Annotated in this window: 18 protein-coding genes; 6 read left to right on the forward strand and 12 right to left on the reverse strand. The window is 31.5% G+C overall.

Annotated features, from left to right (window positions below):
* Positions 1-52 precede the first annotated feature (52 nt).
* Both KW502_RS02515 and uvrA read right to left on the reverse strand, forming a co-directional pair.
* Positions 53-1135: a hypothetical protein gene (locus tag KW502_RS02515; RefSeq protein ID WP_219038956.1), complete on the reverse strand. Its 1083-nt coding sequence runs from the start codon at positions 1133-1135 to the stop codon at positions 53-55.
* 181 nt (positions 1136-1316) lie between these two features.
* Positions 1317-4103 (reverse strand): excinuclease ABC subunit UvrA, encoded by a 2787-nt coding sequence (gene uvrA, locus KW502_RS02520; protein ID WP_219038957.1) that lies wholly within the window; start codon positions 4101-4103, stop codon positions 1317-1319.
* Between the two features lie 239 nt (positions 4104-4342).
* Here uvrA and KW502_RS02525 point away from each other — a divergent pair, with 239 nt between their 5' ends.
* Positions 4343-4933 carry an RNA polymerase sigma factor gene (locus tag KW502_RS02525; RefSeq protein ID WP_219038958.1) on the forward strand — a complete coding sequence of 197 codons (591 nt, stop codon included), beginning with the start codon at positions 4343-4345 and terminating at the stop codon, positions 4931-4933.
* A 60-nt stretch (positions 4934-4993) separates the two neighbouring features.
* Positions 4994-5143: a hypothetical protein gene (locus tag KW502_RS02530; RefSeq protein WP_219038959.1), complete on the forward strand. Its 150-nt coding sequence runs from the start codon at positions 4994-4996 to the stop codon at positions 5141-5143.
* Positions 5144-5160: 17 nt separating this feature from the next.
* Here KW502_RS02530 and KW502_RS02535 read toward each other — a convergent pair whose 3' ends face one another.
* Complete coding sequence (locus KW502_RS02535) at positions 5161-5841, reverse strand: endonuclease III domain-containing protein (RefSeq protein WP_219038960.1); 681 nt, start codon at positions 5839-5841, stop codon at positions 5161-5163.
* A gap of 156 nt (positions 5842-5997) precedes the next feature.
* Complete coding sequence (locus KW502_RS02540; protein WP_219038961.1) at positions 5998-7356, reverse strand: hydroxymethylglutaryl-CoA synthase family protein; 1359 nt, start codon at positions 7354-7356, stop codon at positions 5998-6000.
* Between the two features lie 316 nt (positions 7357-7672).
* Here KW502_RS02540 and bcp point away from each other — a divergent pair, with 316 nt between their 5' ends.
* A complete protein-coding gene (bcp, locus tag KW502_RS02545) occupies positions 7673-8128 on the forward strand; it encodes a thioredoxin-dependent thiol peroxidase (protein ID WP_219038962.1) in 456 nt (151 codons plus the stop codon).
* 282 nt (positions 8129-8410) lie between these two features.
* Here the strand turns inward: bcp and KW502_RS02550 are convergent, their stop codons facing one another.
* From KW502_RS02550 to aroB, 3 genes are all read right to left on the reverse strand, one after another.
* Complete coding sequence (locus KW502_RS02550) at positions 8411-9205, reverse strand: DUF3667 domain-containing protein (protein WP_219038963.1); 795 nt, start codon at positions 9203-9205, stop codon at positions 8411-8413.
* Between the two features lies 1 nt (position 9206).
* Positions 9207-9458: a hypothetical protein gene (locus tag KW502_RS02555; RefSeq protein WP_219038964.1), complete on the reverse strand. Its 252-nt coding sequence runs from the start codon at positions 9456-9458 to the stop codon at positions 9207-9209.
* Positions 9459-9522: 64 nt separating this feature from the next.
* Positions 9523-10590 carry a 3-dehydroquinate synthase gene (gene aroB / locus KW502_RS02560; RefSeq protein WP_219038965.1) on the reverse strand — a complete coding sequence of 356 codons (1068 nt, stop codon included), beginning with the start codon at positions 10588-10590 and terminating at the stop codon, positions 9523-9525.
* A 92-nt stretch (positions 10591-10682) separates the two neighbouring features.
* On the opposite strand from aroB, the gene KW502_RS02565 reads away from it, so the two are divergent.
* The 3 genes from KW502_RS02565 to KW502_RS02575 all read left to right on the forward strand — a co-directional run bounded on the left by KW502_RS02565 (position 10683) and on the right by KW502_RS02575 (position 13618).
* A complete protein-coding gene (locus KW502_RS02565) occupies positions 10683-11873 on the forward strand; it encodes a proline dehydrogenase family protein (RefSeq protein WP_219038966.1) in 1191 nt (396 codons plus the stop codon).
* Positions 11874-11973: 100 nt separating this feature from the next.
* On the forward strand, positions 11974-12960 hold the full coding sequence (locus tag KW502_RS02570) for a YihY/virulence factor BrkB family protein (protein WP_219038967.1): 987 nt from the start codon (positions 11974-11976) through the stop codon (positions 12958-12960).
* Positions 12961-13069: 109 nt separating this feature from the next.
* Positions 13070-13618, forward strand: coding sequence for a type 1 glutamine amidotransferase domain-containing protein (locus KW502_RS02575; protein WP_219038968.1), 549 nt, complete (start codon positions 13070-13072; stop codon positions 13616-13618).
* A gap of 61 nt (positions 13619-13679) precedes the next feature.
* Here KW502_RS02575 and KW502_RS02580 read toward each other — a convergent pair whose 3' ends face one another.
* Genes KW502_RS02580 through serC form a run of 5 tightly spaced genes read right to left on the reverse strand, consistent with a single transcriptional unit; the run spans position 13680 to position 17236 of the window.
* Positions 13680-14009 (reverse strand): DUF6787 family protein, encoded by a 330-nt coding sequence (locus KW502_RS02580; protein WP_219038969.1) that lies wholly within the window; start codon positions 14007-14009, stop codon positions 13680-13682.
* 8 nt (positions 14010-14017) lie between these two features.
* The gene (locus KW502_RS02585; protein WP_219038970.1) at positions 14018-14428 is read right to left on the reverse strand and encodes a DUF6146 family protein; all 411 of its coding nucleotides are present in this window, start codon (positions 14426-14428) and stop codon (positions 14018-14020) included.
* A complete protein-coding gene (locus KW502_RS02590) occupies positions 14429-15181 on the reverse strand; it encodes a septal ring lytic transglycosylase RlpA family protein (RefSeq protein ID WP_219038971.1) in 753 nt (250 codons plus the stop codon).
* Positions 15182-15196: 15 nt separating this feature from the next.
* On the reverse strand, positions 15197-16147 hold the full coding sequence (locus KW502_RS02595; protein ID WP_219038972.1) for a D-2-hydroxyacid dehydrogenase: 951 nt from the start codon (positions 16145-16147) through the stop codon (positions 15197-15199).
* Positions 16148-16168: 21 nt separating this feature from the next.
* Positions 16169-17236, reverse strand: coding sequence for a 3-phosphoserine/phosphohydroxythreonine transaminase (serC, locus tag KW502_RS02600; protein ID WP_219038973.1), 1068 nt, complete (start codon positions 17234-17236; stop codon positions 16169-16171).
* Between the last annotated feature and the right edge of the window lie 36 nt (positions 17237-17272).

Below are 17272 nucleotides of genomic sequence, written 5' to 3' on the forward strand. Positions count from 1 at the left end.
CTCAATAGAACCTAAGTTACTACTGAAAGGGGAAAAACTAACCAACCAAAAACTATCTTAATCGAGAAGAATTATGATTTCTATTTCTAGAATTTTCTACCGTACTTCTTGAAATATTTCTTGTGCTAGATGTACGAGAATTTACTTGTTTCGGTTTTTTATTATCCATATTTCTAGAAGATTCTCTTGCTGAAGTACTTCTCTTATTAGTATTTATATTACTAGAAGCTTGTTTTCTGTTTTGTACGTTACTACGGTTTCTAGTAGATTGTCGTTGAGAAGAATTATTTGTAGGAACCCTATCCGCAACACTTAGAGCTCTATCATTACTTCTAATCTCTCTAGTATGGTAATTTCTTGTACGACTTGTATTATTTCTATTTGTACCATTTCTTCGAGCTGAAGAGGTATTTGTTCTTACTTTATTATTATCGTTTTGAACTAGCGCGCGTTTAGAATTTGTTTTAGTTCCTCTAGTATAGTGAGCAACTCGTTGAGCAGGTGTATAGAAATTACTTCTGTTGCTCCTATACACATTATAATGATTTCTAAAATTTCTATAATTTACACGATTTGGCTGGTAATAGGTTCTATAAGGTTGGCTGAAAACTACACATCTCGTTCTTGGAGGAGTTGTGTAATACTCATGCCAAGATCTATGTACATATCTTCTGTTAATAGTATTGATATAGCCGGTGAAATGAGCAAAATTTCCATAGCTATTATAAAAAATACTTAATCCTCCAACTTGAGCTAAACGACCAAATTGGTTATAATGTATAGGAGTATTACCGGCTTTTATAATACGACCATAATAATCATAATAAATAGGGACTGATTCAATTTGAATTACAGCTCCATAATCATCATATTGAACATACGGATCATAGTTGTAACCATGATTAAAACTAATGTTTACCTGAGGAGTATGAATATTGAAGTTAAAATTATTTCTAGGTTGATAATAAAAATCAAACTGACCATCAGGATAAATTGCAAATTCAATATTTTTTTCTACAAAGATGATAGAAGAATTATATCCATAATTATAAGTCGAAATCGCCGATTTTTTATTTTCAGCAGAAGCAGTTAGTGTAACCAAAGTTAATACTACTAGAGTGATTAAGTTTTTCATAATTATGGAATTTAAAATTAATTAATTTAATAAAAACAAACTGCGTGCCAAGATTTTTGAAAAACAGAAAACCCTTAAGCAAATACTTAAGGGTTTTCCAACTAACCAACCAAAAAATAAATATCGTGTAAATTAATACACTAATAATTTCTTCTTTTAAGATTTCAACTATTATGCCAACCTATAATTTTTCTTTTAAATATTTAGCAGTATAAGATTTTTTATTTTTTGCAACTTCTTCTGGAGTTCCGTTGGCAATTAAATAACCGCCATTTTCGCCACCTTCTAATCCAAGATCAATAACGTGATCTGCACATTTTACCAAATCCATATTATGTTCAATCACAATCACGGAATGGCCTTTTTCAATTAAAGCATAAAAAGATTTTAGTAATTTTTGGATATCGTGAAAATGAAGTCCTGTCGTAGGTTCATCAAATATAAATAAGGCTTTATCTTTTGTGGTTCCTTTTCCTAAAAATGAAGCTAATTTTATACGTTGAGCTTCCCCACCTGAAAGGGTAGAAGAACTTTGGCCTAAGGTTACATAACCTAAACCTACATCTTGTAGTGGCTGTAATTTCTTTTTAATTTTCTTTTCTTCACTCTTTTCAAAAAATTCTATAGCATCGTCTATAGTCATCGTTAAGACGTCGTCGATGTTTTTTTCTTCAAATTTTACTTCTAAAACTTCTTGTTTAAAACGTTTTCCATTACAGGCTTCACATTGTAAATGCACATCGGCCATAAATTGCATTTCAATAGTTACTTCGCCTTCACCTTTACAAGTTTCACACCTACCGCCATCTACATTAAAACTAAAATGCTTGGCTTTAAAGCCTCTCACTTTAGCCAAACTTTGGTTGGTAAATAAGTTTCTAATATCGTCGTAAGCTTTGATATAGGTTACAGGGTTAGAGCGAGAAGAGCGACCAATAGGGTTTTGATCTACAAACTCAACGTGTTTAGTATTGCTATATTTACCTTCAATTGTAGTTAACTGACCTACTTTTTCACCGTAACCTCCAGTTTCTTTTAAGATCGAAGGATAAAGTAAGCGTTTCACCAATGTACTTTTTCCGCTACCAGAAACGCCTGTAACCGCAGTGAAAATCCCTAAAGGAAAACGGACATCAATATTTTTAAGGTTATTTTCTCTAGCTCCAATAATATCGATGTAATATTTATAATCTCGACGTTTTTTGGGAACTTCAATTTCCATACTATGATTAAGATACTGAGCAGTTAGCGAAGTTGACTTTAAAATTTCATCATAATTTCCGGTGGCAACCACTTCTCCGCCAAGTGTTCCAGCTTCAGGGCCTATATCGATAATTTCATCGGCGGCTTTCATTATATCCTCATCGTGTTCTACGACAATCACCGTGTTGCCTAAATCACGAAGGTCTTTAAGTACACCAATTAGTTTTTCGGTGTCTTTTGGATGAAGACCAATAGAGGGTTCATCTAAAATGTACATCGACCCGACCAAACTACTTCCTAAAGAAGTTGCTAAGTTAATACGTTGAGACTCTCCACCCGAAAGTGTATTTGATTTTCGGTTTAGTGTTAAGTAATCTAAACCAACATTAGAGAGAAATGCTAAGCGATTATTAATTTCTTTTAGCAAACGTTTAGCAATCTGTTGATCGTGTTCGTTTACTTCTAAATTTTTAAAAAATTCGGCAACTTTATCCAAAGGTTTTTCTACTAAATCTGTAATATGAGATCCGCCAATTTTTACATAGTTTGCTTCTTTACGTAATCTTTTTCCTTTACAAATAGGGCATTTAGTTTTACCACGATAGCGAGAAAGCATTACTCGATTCTGAATTTTATAAGCCTTGGCTTCTAGGTGTTCAAAAAATTCGGTTAACCCTGTAAAATAACGATTACCATCCCAAAGCAATTGTTTTTGATCCTCGGTTAAATCGAAATAAGGTTTATGTATAGGAAAGTCAAATTTATGTGAATTATTTACCAGTTCATTTTTATACCAACTCATACTTTCGCCTCGCCATGGGAAAATAGCTTCTTCATAAACAGAAAGCGAAGTGTTGGGAATAATTAAATCTTCATCTAAACCAATAACGTCGCCATAGCCTTCACATTTAGGACAAGCGCCATAAGGATTATTAAAACTGAATAAATGGACGTTAGGTTCGTTAAACGTTATTCCGTCTAGTTCAAATTTGTTGCTAAAATGATGGTTTGTTTGATCTGATAATTTCTCAATAAAAAGTTCTCCTTTGCCTTCATAAAATGCAGCTTGCACAGAATCTGCCAAACGATTAAAAAAATCTTCATCGTCTTTTTTGATGATACGATCTACGACTAAAAATGCATCTTTGGCTTTTACTTTTTTTACATCTGCTTCATCAATACGAACAACTTCATTTTTAATTTTAATTCGACTATATCCTTGTTGAAGTAAGACTTTTACTTTTTCTTCTAGGCTTCGTCCTTTTTCTACAAAAATAGGAGCGAGCAATAATAATTTTTCACGTTCAGGAAATTCTTTAATGTAATTTACTACATCGGTAACGGTATCTTTTTTGACTTCGTTTCCAGAAATAGGAGAGAAGGTTTTCCCTATGCGAGCATAAAGTAATTTTAAGTAATCATAAATTTCTGTAGATGTCCCTACGGTAGAACGCGGATTGGTAGAATTTACTTTTTGCTCAATAGCGATTGCTGGAGCAATTCCTTTAATATAATCTACTTTGGGCTTATCTAACCTGCCTAAAAATTGTCGAGCATAAGATGATAAACTTTCTACATAGCGTCTTTGTCCTTCTGCATATAAAGTATCAAAAGCTAAGCTTGATTTACCAGAACCAGAAAGACCCGTAATAACTACTAGTTTATTTCTAGGAATTACTGCATCTATATTTTTTAGGTTATGGAGCTTAGCGCCCTTAATAATGATATTTTCTTTAGGGTTTACTTGAGCAATATCTTGAGTCATAGCTGTTTTTCGAATAATTTACAAAGATACTTAAACTAGCTGGGCTTGTAAAGTAAGAATCTGATTATACAGATGTTAAAATTTTTAACTTATTTGTTTTTGTTAAAAATATGTTGTTATATTTAGCACTTTCAAACCTAAACGTAGATACGCCTATATAGCAGAGTTACTTCAAATTAAAATTTATTAACCCTAAGTTTAATTGACTTAAGTTTTTCTTAAGAATTGAGGTAACCACTATGAAGAAAATCGAAACTACTACAGACGCAACACTTGTTAGGCAATATTTAGAAGGAAGCGAAGACGCACTTTCAAAATTAATCAATAGACATAAGCAACGTATTTATAACTTTATTTATTCTAAAGTTTTTGATCGAGATATCACAGAAGACATTTTTCAGGATACTTTTATCAAAGTAATTAGAACATTGAAGAGAGGAAAATACAATGAAGAAGGTAAATTTTTACCTTGGGTAATGCGTATTGCTCACAATTTGGTGATCGATCATTTTAGAAAAAATAACAGAATGCCAAAATTTGATAATAGTGGTGATTTTAATATTTTTTCGGTTTTACCAGATGAAGATTTAAACGCAGAACGACTTATGGTGAAAGACCAAATAGAGAGCGATGTTCGTGAATTAATTAGAGAGTTACCAGAAGACCAAAGAGAGGTTTTGGTTATGCGTATTTACAAAGATATGAGCTTTAAAGAAATTGCAGAGCAAACTAATGTAAGTATTAATACCGCGCTAGGAAGAATGCGATATGCTTTAATTAATTTACGTAAGGTTATCGATAAACACGATATCGTACTTACAAAATATTAATTTAAACAATATGATGTTTTTTTTGTCGTTATAATAATGGTACTAACAAAAACATTGTTGATGGCAAAACTCTACATTAATCAATCACCCAATGAAAAGGTGGAAAATTTGAAACCTAAAGAAGAAACCATTAGTTTTCTTTTAAATTATTCTAAAGCACTTCATGTGCTCGATGGTAAGCAAATGCAATATGAAAACTTACTTAACTAGAAAAACAAACCCGTAATTTATTTACGGGTTCTTTTTTGCTTTTTAGTAAAGTTATCTTCATAAGCTTTTATGACCGACTTTCTCCCAATGGTTTGGGTTATCATATCGTTTTCCAGTTTCCACCCGCGAGCAGGAGAATATTGCCTACCGTACCAAATTATTTGAAGATGAAGTTTATTCCATAATTCTTTAGGAAATAATCGCTTTGCATCTTTTTCAGTTTGCTGTACATTTTTACCGTTCGATAAATTCCAACGATACATTAAGCGATGAATATGCGTATCTACAGGAAAAGAAGGTACATCAAAAGCTTGAGCCATTACTACACTAGCCGTTTTATGTCCTACGGCTGGTAAACTCTCTAGCGCTTCCATATCGGCAGGAACTTCACCATTATAGTTATCGATTAAAATTTCTGAAAGTCCGTGAATACCTTTCGATTTCATAGGCGAAAGCCCTACAGGTTTAATTATTTCTCTAATTTCTTCAACGCTAAGTTTAACCATTTGATAAGGATTATCGGCTTTTTCAAATAGAAGTGGCGTAATTTGATTCACCTTCACATCGGTACTCTGGGCTGAAAGCAATACAGCAATCAATAAAGTATAAGGATCTTTATGGTCTAACGGAATAGGGATTTCTGGATAGGTTTCTTCTAAGGTATCGATTACAAATTGAACTTTTTCAGCTTTGGTCATTTTTAGGTTGAATCAAAAATTTGGATATCAAAAATAAGAATTTTGAATTTATTCGGTAAGCGTCGAATTGAACTTGTTTCAGAAATAAAAAAACGTCAACTCAAATTCAATTCAAGTTGACGCATTTTTATATTAATTTTGAATTTGATCCTAAAACTATTTCACCCACTTATAATAGCGAGCGCCAATTAAATTTGGTTGTTCTGTTTCAATACTTTCTAAAATCCATTCTTGTTGAGGTTGAATTACACTTGCTGTTTTTTCTTTTTTGTGAAGCTGATGATAAGTATCAATCGCTATGTTTTTAGAATTTTCTAGGGTTTCAAAAAGCTTTTGTTTTTCAATTACCTTTTGCCAACCTTCAACCAGTTTGCCTTCAAAGACTTTAGATTTAGCTCCACTTCCGTAAGCAATAAAACCAAGTTTTTTTTCGGTAACAACTTCATCTTTTTCATAAAATTCGCATAAAGTAGATAACATTCCCATAAACATAGAAGCAGTGTACATATTTCCGATAAGCGAAGAAGCGCGTTCTGCTGGAGCAAATTTTTTGGCAACAAAGCTTTGGTATTCTTCAGATTTACTAAGCGCTTTTACTTTACTCATGTACTCTGGATCGTCTTTTTTATAGGTTTTAGATAACTCAGGGTGATCTGCAGCATAAATTTCAGCAAACATACGACGTGCCTGAAAAGAATAGGGAAGGTGCATAATAATCGCTTTCCAAGAATTATATAGAATTCCTTCTTCTTTTTTCAATTTTTTAAACTGAAAATAAGCATCGGTGGTACGCTCTATATAACAATCGTTAGAATATTGACCATCAAAAACAGGTTGCTCTTTAAATAACTCAATTTCACTTTCTAATACACCTTGCCAAGCTTCGTTATTGGTGATGCCTATGTCTTCTTTTTTTACCGTTCGGTGTGGTTTAAAGAAATCGAAAACACCTTTGGTACTTACCGAAAAATTATTTTCAACCTCCATTAAACGTGGATTGGCACTAATTAACAAAGCAACAGCACCAGCACCTTGGGTATATTCTCCAGTAGATTCTAAATCGTATTTAGCAATATCTGTACAAATGACGATGGCTTTCTTTGCTGGATTAGCTCTTACAAAATCTAAACAATTATGAAAAGCATCTACACCACCAATGCAAGCAAATGTAAAATCTACTGCATCACAATGCGTAAATTTACCTTCCCCAAAATAATCGTCCATCATTCCTATTAAATAAGAGCCAATAGATTTAGAAGCGTCTATTCCGCTTTCAGAACCTACGTAAATGCGATGAATCTCTGAAGGATCAAGATGTTCTTGCTCAATAAGCTTGGTGAGCGCATTGGCAGCAAAAACAATAGCATCTTGATGCACATCGGGAAACGCCATATTAATTAGTCCTAATCCTTTTTCTAGTTTAGCGGGTTCAATATTTCTAGCAATTGCTAAATCTTTTATGGGAAGTTGAATTTTTGGGATATCGTAACTTATGCTGTCTATTCCTATTTTCATGGGGTGAAGTTTATAAACTGAAAACACTTGATATTCATTGATGACACAAGTATTTTAACTTTGATTATTCACTTACGAATTTATAAAGTAGCACCATTTTAAGCAAATAAATTGGAGTAGATTTACCCATATTTATTGACCTTATAAGGAAATGATTCTTTTTATAAATTTTTATTGAATTTTAGTTATTATTTCAAAGTAATGTCTCAAAAAATAAAGAGAATTTACAATCTAATTATTTGCTAATTTCTTGTAAAAACAGCTTATTGTTTATACTTTTCAGAAGTAAAAAAATAGAAAAATTAAAATTAAGAAGATGACAACATTAAAAGCAGGAGATGCTGCTCCAGAATTTTCAGCGAAAGATCAAGATGGAAATTTACATACGCTAAAAGATTATAAAGGAAAGAAATTGGTAGTTTTCTTTTACCCAAAAGCGAGTACGCCAGGATGCACAACAGAAGCTTGTAACCTACGTGATAATTGGGAATCTTTTCAAGAAAAAGGCTATGAAATTCTAGGGGTAAGTGCAGATTCTGCTAAGCGACAAACCAATTTTAAAAATAAACACGAATTGCCTTTTCCTTTATTGGCAGATGAAGAAAAAGAAGTGATTAACGCATTTGGTGTTTGGGGACCAAAAAAGTTTATGGGGAAAGAATATGAAGGTATTCACCGAACCACTTTTATTATCGATGAAGAAGGTAAAATTGAAGAAGTGATAGGGAAAGTAAAAACCAAAGCCCATGCCGAACAAATATTAGGAGCGTAATATTTCTTTGAAGAAATCAGAAAATTTTAAAATTTCGGATACTAATAAAACTATAATTCAATTTAAAAAAGGTGTGATCTTAAATAGAATTCTGGATCACATCTTTAATGTTAGATGTGATATAGTTTTTTTCATTTTGATAAGAGTTGAACGTAATCAATATATTTTGGGAAATTTATATAGTTCGGTTATCAAATTTGAATCATTTAATTATAATTGAATTTTTAGGAGTTTTTTTGATCTAAAAATTCAAATTAAAATTTTTATAGTATTTGAGTAAACTTATTGTGGTTTTATATATTCTAAAGCTTCTGGTCCTTTTATAAAAGCAAAAATAAAACCTCCAATTGCAAAGACAATCATTAAAACGACAAATGACAGAAAAAAGAGTAACAAAATTAATAAAACTCGACTCATAATACTTTTAAAGGGTTTTTCTTTATAAAAACCTTTAAAAAACCAAACCATTATTAAAGGTACGGTAAAGATTGAAAGACTTGAAATTTGTATAACTAAGCTTGCATCAATCTTTAAGAAAAACATTATAGGGTAAATAATTATTATATTAATTATCGTATAAACAGATAATATAAATGCATTCATCACTATATGTTCATAATAATTTTGTCCCCATTTTCTAAAAGCTAATTTTGTGATGATTGCCAAAAAAGGGATAAACGATAACATAATTAAAGAATTGTAGCTTGTAGTAAAAGAAAGAATATCGATCATTAATGGAGAACTCATATTCTGCTTTGAGTAATACTCTTCCATTAACTCTTTAAAGCCAATTATTTTAAACGAAATAAAAGCAGAAATACCACTTAGAAGAAAAGCTAATAAAATTGGTTTATAATGATTTACTCTACTACCATCAATAAAACTTTTTGCTGTTTTTCCTGGGTTTTTAATTATATTTTTTATAGAAAATAAAAAGCCCTTATTGGTCTGAAAAATTGTGTTTTCCAGTTCATTGAGTATATATTTTTTATCAATTCTACTGTATTTTTTTTGTCCACAATACGCACAAAAGTTTTCATTTACCGTCTTTCCACAATTACAACAGGACTCATCCATATTATTTTAATTTTCTAAAATTCTTTTCTTTTCTTACTTTTTTAAATCCATTCCAAAAAATTAATAGCAATGGAAAAAATGCTAAGGGCATAAAAGTAGTAGCTATAATTTTGTTTTTAATAATAGTGATTATTGAAGATATGACCATTATTGTAACTAAGCCTAGAAAAATACCGAAAATAATTGATTTATTTTTGTGCTCTTTGATCAACTCCTCATCTGAAAGGTTTTTTAATTTTTTTTCATATTCCATATCACTAATTTTAATTATAAATGAGTTTCTAGCTTAAAATTTATGCCATTCAGAATGAAATAAATTATTCCGCATAAAAAGCGAAAGCTTCATAAATAAGATTATTTGTAACAATGCAATCAATTTTAGGCTGACCTATTTTTTCTAATAAAACAAAATTGATGTTACCGTGACTATTTTTTTTATCGTATTTCATTAATTCGATAATTTCTTTAATATCTTTTTCATCAAAATTTACTTTATTAAAAGTTTGAAGTAAAACTGTTTTAATTTCAGTAAGTTCTTCTTTTGGTAAACCTGTATTTTTATTAGATATATAAGCAGCAAGTATCATCCCAATAGCGATGGCTTCTCCATGCAACAACTTTTTCTTTGCAGTATTGGTTAGAAAATAAGATTCGATAGCATGCCCAAGGGTATGACCAAAATTTAATGTTTTTCTTATTCCGTTTTCATTAATATCTTCTTTGACTACATTATTTTTAATGACGACGCTATCATAAATAAGTTGTTCTAAATCTGTTATAGAAAGTTGAGAGAGGTCACTCATCTTTTTCCAATAGAGTAGGTCTTGAATGAGTCCGTGTTTTAACATTTCTGCCAAGCCACTTTTCATTTCATTTTGAGGTAGTGTTGCTAAATAGCCAACATCTATTAAAACCATCTCTGCATTACTAATGACGCCTACTTGGTTTTTTAAATTTCCGAGATCAACGCCAGTTTTTCCGCCTACAGAAGCATCTACCATAGCTAAAAGTGTCGTGGGAATGTTAATGTATGAGATACCACGTTTAAATGTACTGGCTACAAATCCGCCCAAATCGGTAACTACGCCGCCTCCAAGATTAAGCATTAACGATTTTCGATCGGCATCTAATTCAGATAAGGTTTGCCAGACACCGCTACAAGTTGTTATATTTTTGTGTTCTTCACCGGCTTCGATTTCAATAATTTCAATACTAATATCAGTTTCTAGTTGTTGAAGAAAATAGGGGGCACAGTGTGTTTGGGTATGCTCATCAACCAATAAAAATAGCTTAGAAGGTTGATTATCTTTTATATAAGCGTTAAGTTGAGAATAGATTTCTTGACCAAAAACTATAATATTATTAACAGATGTGATAGATTTCATTAAATAATACGTTAAATATACTTCGAAATTACTTAGAAATTTGAAAATATTGTTATTTCGAGCAGTATATTTGCGGAAAATTTAAAACATACATGATAACTAAAATATTTAATAATACGAAACGTGCTTTCGCGCTAAAAACCGATAAGGAATTAAAAAAAGCGCTCTTTATTTTTGGGATGATGAATAAACCAAGCTTAGTTGCTGTTGGTACGCGTGTCACTAATTTGGCTTTAAAACTTAATTTGCCTGTAGATGGATTAATAAAGAAAACTATTTTCGAAATGTTTTGTGGAGGAGAAAGCATGAAAGAGTGCGAACCCGTCATGGAAAAAATGTATAAAATGCACGTGCATAGCGTTCTCGATTTTTCTAAAGAAGGGGAAGATGTAGAAGAAGTTTTTGATGAAACATTAAAAGTAAAAAAGGATATTGTAAGTTTTGCAGAAGAAAAAAAAGAAATTCCTTTTACAGTATTTAAGCCTACAGGTATTGGTAGGTTTGAAATTTGGGAAAAAGTATCTGCTAAAGAAGAATTAACTTCAGAAGACCAAGAAGAGTGGAATAGAGTTAAAAATAGAGTAGATGAAATATGTAAACTGGCTTATGATTTAGATACTCGTATTTTAGCAGACGCAGAAGAATCTTGGATGCAAGACGCCGCCGATGATTTATTAGAAGAAATGATGGCGAAGTACAATCAAGAAAAAGTAATCGTTTATAATACTTTACAGTGTTATCGCTGGGATCGTTTACAGTATATTAAAGATTTACATAAGCGAGCAAAAAACAAAGGTTTTAAAGTAGGAGCAAAAATTGTACGTGGAGCTTATATGGAAAAAGAAAATGCTCGTGCAGAAAAGAAAGGTTACCCAACACCTATTTGTGAAGATAAAGAAGCAACCGATGTTAACTATAACGCAGTACTTTATTATGCGATGCAAAACCTTAATGATATTTGGTTATATATAGGGACACACAACGAGGTGAGTACTTATTTAACTATGCAACTCATGGAAGAGAAAGGTATTGATAAAAGAGACGAAAGAATATGGTTTAGCCAGTTATTTGGAATGAGTGACCATATTACTTTTAACTTAGCTTTAAACGGATTAAATGCTGCTAAACTGGTTCCTTTTGGTCCTGTAAAAGATGTGATCCCTTATTTAATTCGTAGAGCACAAGAAAATTCATCAGTTAAAGGGCAAACTGGTAGAGAGCTAGCGTTATTGCGAGAAGAACAAGATAGAAGAAATGGAAGTTTTACAAAAACGATAGCTTAAAATATTTTATATTAATCTACTATTTATTACAAAATAAAATAATCTTAATTAAGTATTAAATCCCGCTTTTTATAGTCGGGATTTTTTAATTTTAGTGGCTATGATAAAATATTTAAAACTTTTACCAAAGACTTATAAAGAATGGATGAAAAATAATCCATTTGAACAAAGTGCTGTTATTGCTTACTATACACTTTTTTCATTACCGTCTTTATTGGTAATTGTAGTGACGATAGCTGGTTATTTTTATGGAAGAGAAGCGGTACAAAATCAGATTACCTCAGAGATTAAAGTGTTTATAGGAGAAAGTTCAGCAGAAGCCATTAACGGAATGATTTCTAACGCTTTTTTAGATGGAGGTTCTATTATAACTATCTTATTTGGAATTGGGATGCTGTTATTTGGAGCTACAGGAGCGTTTTTTCAGCTAAAAAGAGCAATGAATAGGGTATGGGGAGTACGCGCAAAAAAAGAAAATTTTCAACGTATACTTATTGATCGCGCTATTTCATTAGGAATGATTTTAGTAATAGGTTTTATGTTATTAGTTTCTTTAGTAGTTTCTGCTGTTATTCAAGGATTGGGAGATTATGTTAGAAATTTTGCTCCAGAAGTAACTTCTTTAGTATTATCTATTTTCAATTTTTTAATTTCTTATATATTCATAGGTCTATTGTTTGCAGGAGTATTTAAACTTTTACCAGATATTAAAATTAATTGGAAAGTAACTTTTATAGGAGCTTCAGTAACTACAATTTTATTTTTGGTAGGAGAATATTTACTTGGTTTTTATTTTGGGCAAAGCGATCCAGCTTCAGTTTACGGGGGAGCCTCTTCTGTGATTTTAATTTTATTATGGGTTTTTTATTCATGTTTAATAATGCTTTTTGGTGCAGAATTTACGGTACAATATGCCTTGTTTAGAGGTGTAAATATTCAACCTAATAGTTTAGCAGAATCTGCAGAAATACATGAATTAGAAGAATTAAGAGAGCGAGAAAAGGAAATAAAAAAAAAGCAACAACAACTCGAAGAGTTGCAAACTGATGGTCCAGGAAAACATGCCGAAGAAAATCAGAAAAATTAATAAAGTTTAACTTCCACATCTTAAGCTTTATAAGATTTTTAATACAACAACAGATAGGATTTCTATAAATTTGATATGAAATAAAAGATTAATTAAAAATAGAATTGTTATGAATAAGAGAATCGCAATATTAGCTACAGACGGATTTGAAGAGAGTGAGTTTACTTCACCTAAAGAAGCGATGGAAAAAGAAGGTTTTGATGTTGATATAGTGAGTTTAAAAGCAGGTAAAATAAAAAGTTGGGATGGTGATAATTGGGGTAAAGAATTTGATGTAGATAAAACTATAGATCAAGTTTCAGCTAAACAATATAATGCTTTAGTATTACCAGGCGGAGTAATTAATCCTGATCATTTAAGAACTAACGAAGATGCTTTAGTCTTTGTTAGAGATTTCTTTAAGCAATCTAAGCCTGTAGCAGCCATTTGTCACGGGCCGCAAACGCTAATTAATGCAGAAGTAGTTAAAGGAAGAACGATGACATCTTTCCCGTCAATCAAAAAAGATTTAGAGAATGCAGGTGCACTCTGGGTAGATAAAGAGGTAGTTGTAGATGAAGCTTTTGTGACGAGTAGAAATCCTAATGATTTACCAGCATTTAATGATAAATTAATAGAAGAAATTAAAGAAGGAAAGCATGAATTACAACACGCTTAATCTCTAACTTTTAATTTAGTTGAAATAAAAAAATCCGTAGCTTTAAAACTACGGATTTTTTTTATTTTTTAACAGAGCCAAATAACGTGCCACGGCTAAGACGATTGAGCATTTTCTTTTCAAAATTCCAAAAGAATTTAAATTGTCCAAATAGAGTACCAATCAAAACTAGTAGAACTTGATAAAAGGGAAATATTAGTAATATTCTTAATGCATAATAACCAAAACTACCCCAGAAATTTTCAGGAAAATGCGTTCTGTCTAGATTAATAAATTCTAAAAATGGTTTAGCTACATAAACAGAAGAAGATCCTGTAATTGCAAAAACAATGAATATAATTACTAATTGAAAGTTAGAATTAATACCCCATTTAGCTTTTAACTTTTGCATAAAACCAATTATCTTAAATTTTGTTTATAATGTTCTTGAAAGTAAATAAAGTAATGATATAGCAAGTAATTTACTTCATAACCATAATCAATATTATACTGGTAATCTATGTGCTGTGGATATAATCCTGTAGAAGCATAAGGAGAACCAGTTACTCTACTGTTATAAATCACTACAAAATTTTGATTTTTCTGTTCTAAAAAATTCTGAGAATAATAACCTCTTGGTCGTTGAGTTACCAACCAAGAATTAAATCCTGGTTCAAAAATAATAAGTTCATAATCTAAACTATCATTTGCAATTTTAATAGTATCGTTTTCTACCTTGGCATTAGAGTTACTTTGTTCTGAAGTTTTTTGCACTCCAGAACAAGCAACAATTACTAAAATAATACTCAAAATAGCAATTAGATTCTTCATTTACTTAAAGTCGTTAAAATCAATAATAAAACTACCAGGATATTTTGTAGAAACTTCTTCTTTAAAACTTTCAGCAGTTTTTCTATTTTTAAATTTACCTAAAATTAAGCTATAAATCTTAATATCTTGAACAGTTTTTACTTGAATGGTAACCTCTTTATTATAACTAATTTTAAGATGATCTGCTAACCTAATTAGGTTAGCAATTTCTTGAAAACTTCCTATTTGAACGCCAAACCAATCAGGATTTTCTACTTTATGAATATCTAATTCATAGAACTCTTGAGTTTCTAATTGATTTACCATATTATTTTTAGGTGAATTAGATTCATTAGTGGTTTCATTTTCAGTAGATGAAAAATTCGTAGCTATAGTTTTTGGCACTTCGCTTATAATTTCAGCATCATTTTCAACCACTTCGAGAACCACGTCTGTGATACCAATTGGGGTAAAACCTAGTTTTTGAGCAGCAGATTTAGATACATCAATAATTCTACCATCTACAAAAGGTCCACGATCATTAATGATTACTGCCGTAGATTTATTATTAGCCAGATTAGTTACTTTTACTTTGGTGCCAAAAGGTAAATGTCTGTGCGCTCCAGTAGCTTTATCATGATGATATTTCTCTCCGCTAGCAGTTTTCCTTCCTTCAAATTTATCTGAATAAAAAGAAGCTTTACCCGTTTGTACTTGCGCAAAACTGATTAGACTCACGCAAATGAAAAATAAGCTAATTAAGAATTTCTTCATATACAAAAGAAAAGTTTAATTTAAAATTTCTATAATTTGATTGGCAAGTTCTACCCCAATTCTATCTTGGGCTTCGTTTGTAGAGCCTCCAATATGTGGACTTAGTGAAATATGCGGACTCATTAATATCTTGATTTCTGGTCTAGGTTCAGACTCAAATACATCTAGACCAGCAAAGCTTAATTTCTTACTATCTAGCGCATCTACTAAGGCAACCTCATCAATAACACCGCCACGAGCAGCATTGATTAATCCTGCGCCATCTTTCATGAGCTCTAGTTCTTTTTTACTAATTACATAGTCTTTTTGTGCAGGCACATGAAGTGTAATAAAATCTGATTGTTTTAAAACCTCATCTTTGCTAATGGTCTTAATATTGAAATCTAATTTTTGTCCATCAAAAAAGTCTAATTCTATAGTAGCTTCTTCTAAAAAAGCATCGGCAGCAATTACTTTCATGCCTAAACCTAAGGCTACTTTTGCTGTAGCTTGACCAATACGACCAAAACCTATAATTCCTAAAGTTTTTCCTCTAAGCTCAACACCTTTTGCGTAACTTTTTTTTAGATCTTTAAATCTAGATTCGCCTTCTAGTGGCATATCTCTGTTTGCATTTTTTAAGAAACGAACACCACTTAATAAATGAGCGATAACTAACTCAGCAACACTAGCCGAAGAGGCTGCAGGTGTATTAATTACTTTAACTCCTTTTTCTTTAGCATATTCTACATCTATATTATCTAAACCAACGCCACCGCGACCTATAATTTTAAGGCTTGGACAAGCATCAATAATATCTTTTCTTACTTTGGTAGCACTTCTTACCAGAATAACATCAACTTTGTTTTCATTTAAAAAATTGATAACCTGTTCTTGAGCTACTTTTGTGGTGATTACTTCAAAACCAGCGCTCTCTAGCTTGTCTATTCCGCTTTGAGAAACGCCATCGTTTGCTAATACTTTCATAATTATTGTTGTTGTGTTTGTTTAAGCTTGTGTTTCTAACTCTTTCATCACGTTTACTAAAACTTCAACGCTTTCTTTTGGTAGTGCATTGTACATAGATGCACGGTAACCACCTACGCTTCGGTGACCATTAATTCCGTTTATGTGTGCTGCTTTAACTAAATCTTCAAAAAGCGATTTATATTTTTCGTCTTTTAGGTTGAACGTAGCATTCATGATCGAGCGATCTTCTACTGCTGCGAAACCTTCAAATAAGGGGTTTCTATCAATCTCGTTGTAAATAAGAGCTGCTTTTTCTTCGTTTAGCTTTTGAATAGCTTCAATTCCGCCTTTTTCTTTTAACCATTTTAATGTTAACATTGAAGTATAAACAGCAAATACAGGAGGTGTATTAAACATACTTTCTTTGTCAATATGTGTCTTATAATCCATCATTGATGGAATTTGACGAGAAACTTTTCCTAAAATTTCTTCTTTAATTACAACTAGAGTTGTGCCAGCTGGTCCCATATTTTTTTGAGCTCCTGCATAAATAATACCGAATTTAGAGAAATCTAATTTTTTGCTAAAGATATCACTACTCATATCGCAAACAAGTGGGATACCGCCTGTAGTTGGAAACTCTTTTAGTTGTGTACCAAAAATAGTGTTATTACTGGTGCAGTGAAAATAGTCTGCATCTGCAGGAACATTAAAGTTTTTAGGGATGTAATTAAAATTTTCATCTTTAGATGAAGCTACTTCTTCTACATCTCCAAAAAGTTTAGCTTCTTTAATGGCTTTAGAAGACCAAGTTCCTGTATTTAGATACGCTGCTTTATTTTCTAATAAATTATAAGCGGTCATTAAAAATTGAGTACTTGCTCCGCCTTGTAAAAATAAAGCTTTGTAGCCTTTTCCTTCTAAATTTAGAAGATCAAGAACTAGTTTTTGAGCTTCATCCATCACCGAAACAAAATCTTTACTACGGTGTGAGATTTCTAATATAGATAAGCCAGAATTATTAAAATCTAAAATGGCTTGTGATGCTTGTTTAAATACACTTTGTGGCAAAATACAAGGTCCTGCACTAAAATTGTGTTTTTTCATAAAGTTTTTATTTTATGGTATAAATAAGAAAGCTAA

The organism is Mesonia aestuariivivens, from assembly GCF_019311235.1.
In the GTDB taxonomy this organism is placed as follows: Bacteria; Bacteroidota; Bacteroidia; order Flavobacteriales; family Flavobacteriaceae; genus Mesonia; species Mesonia aestuariivivens.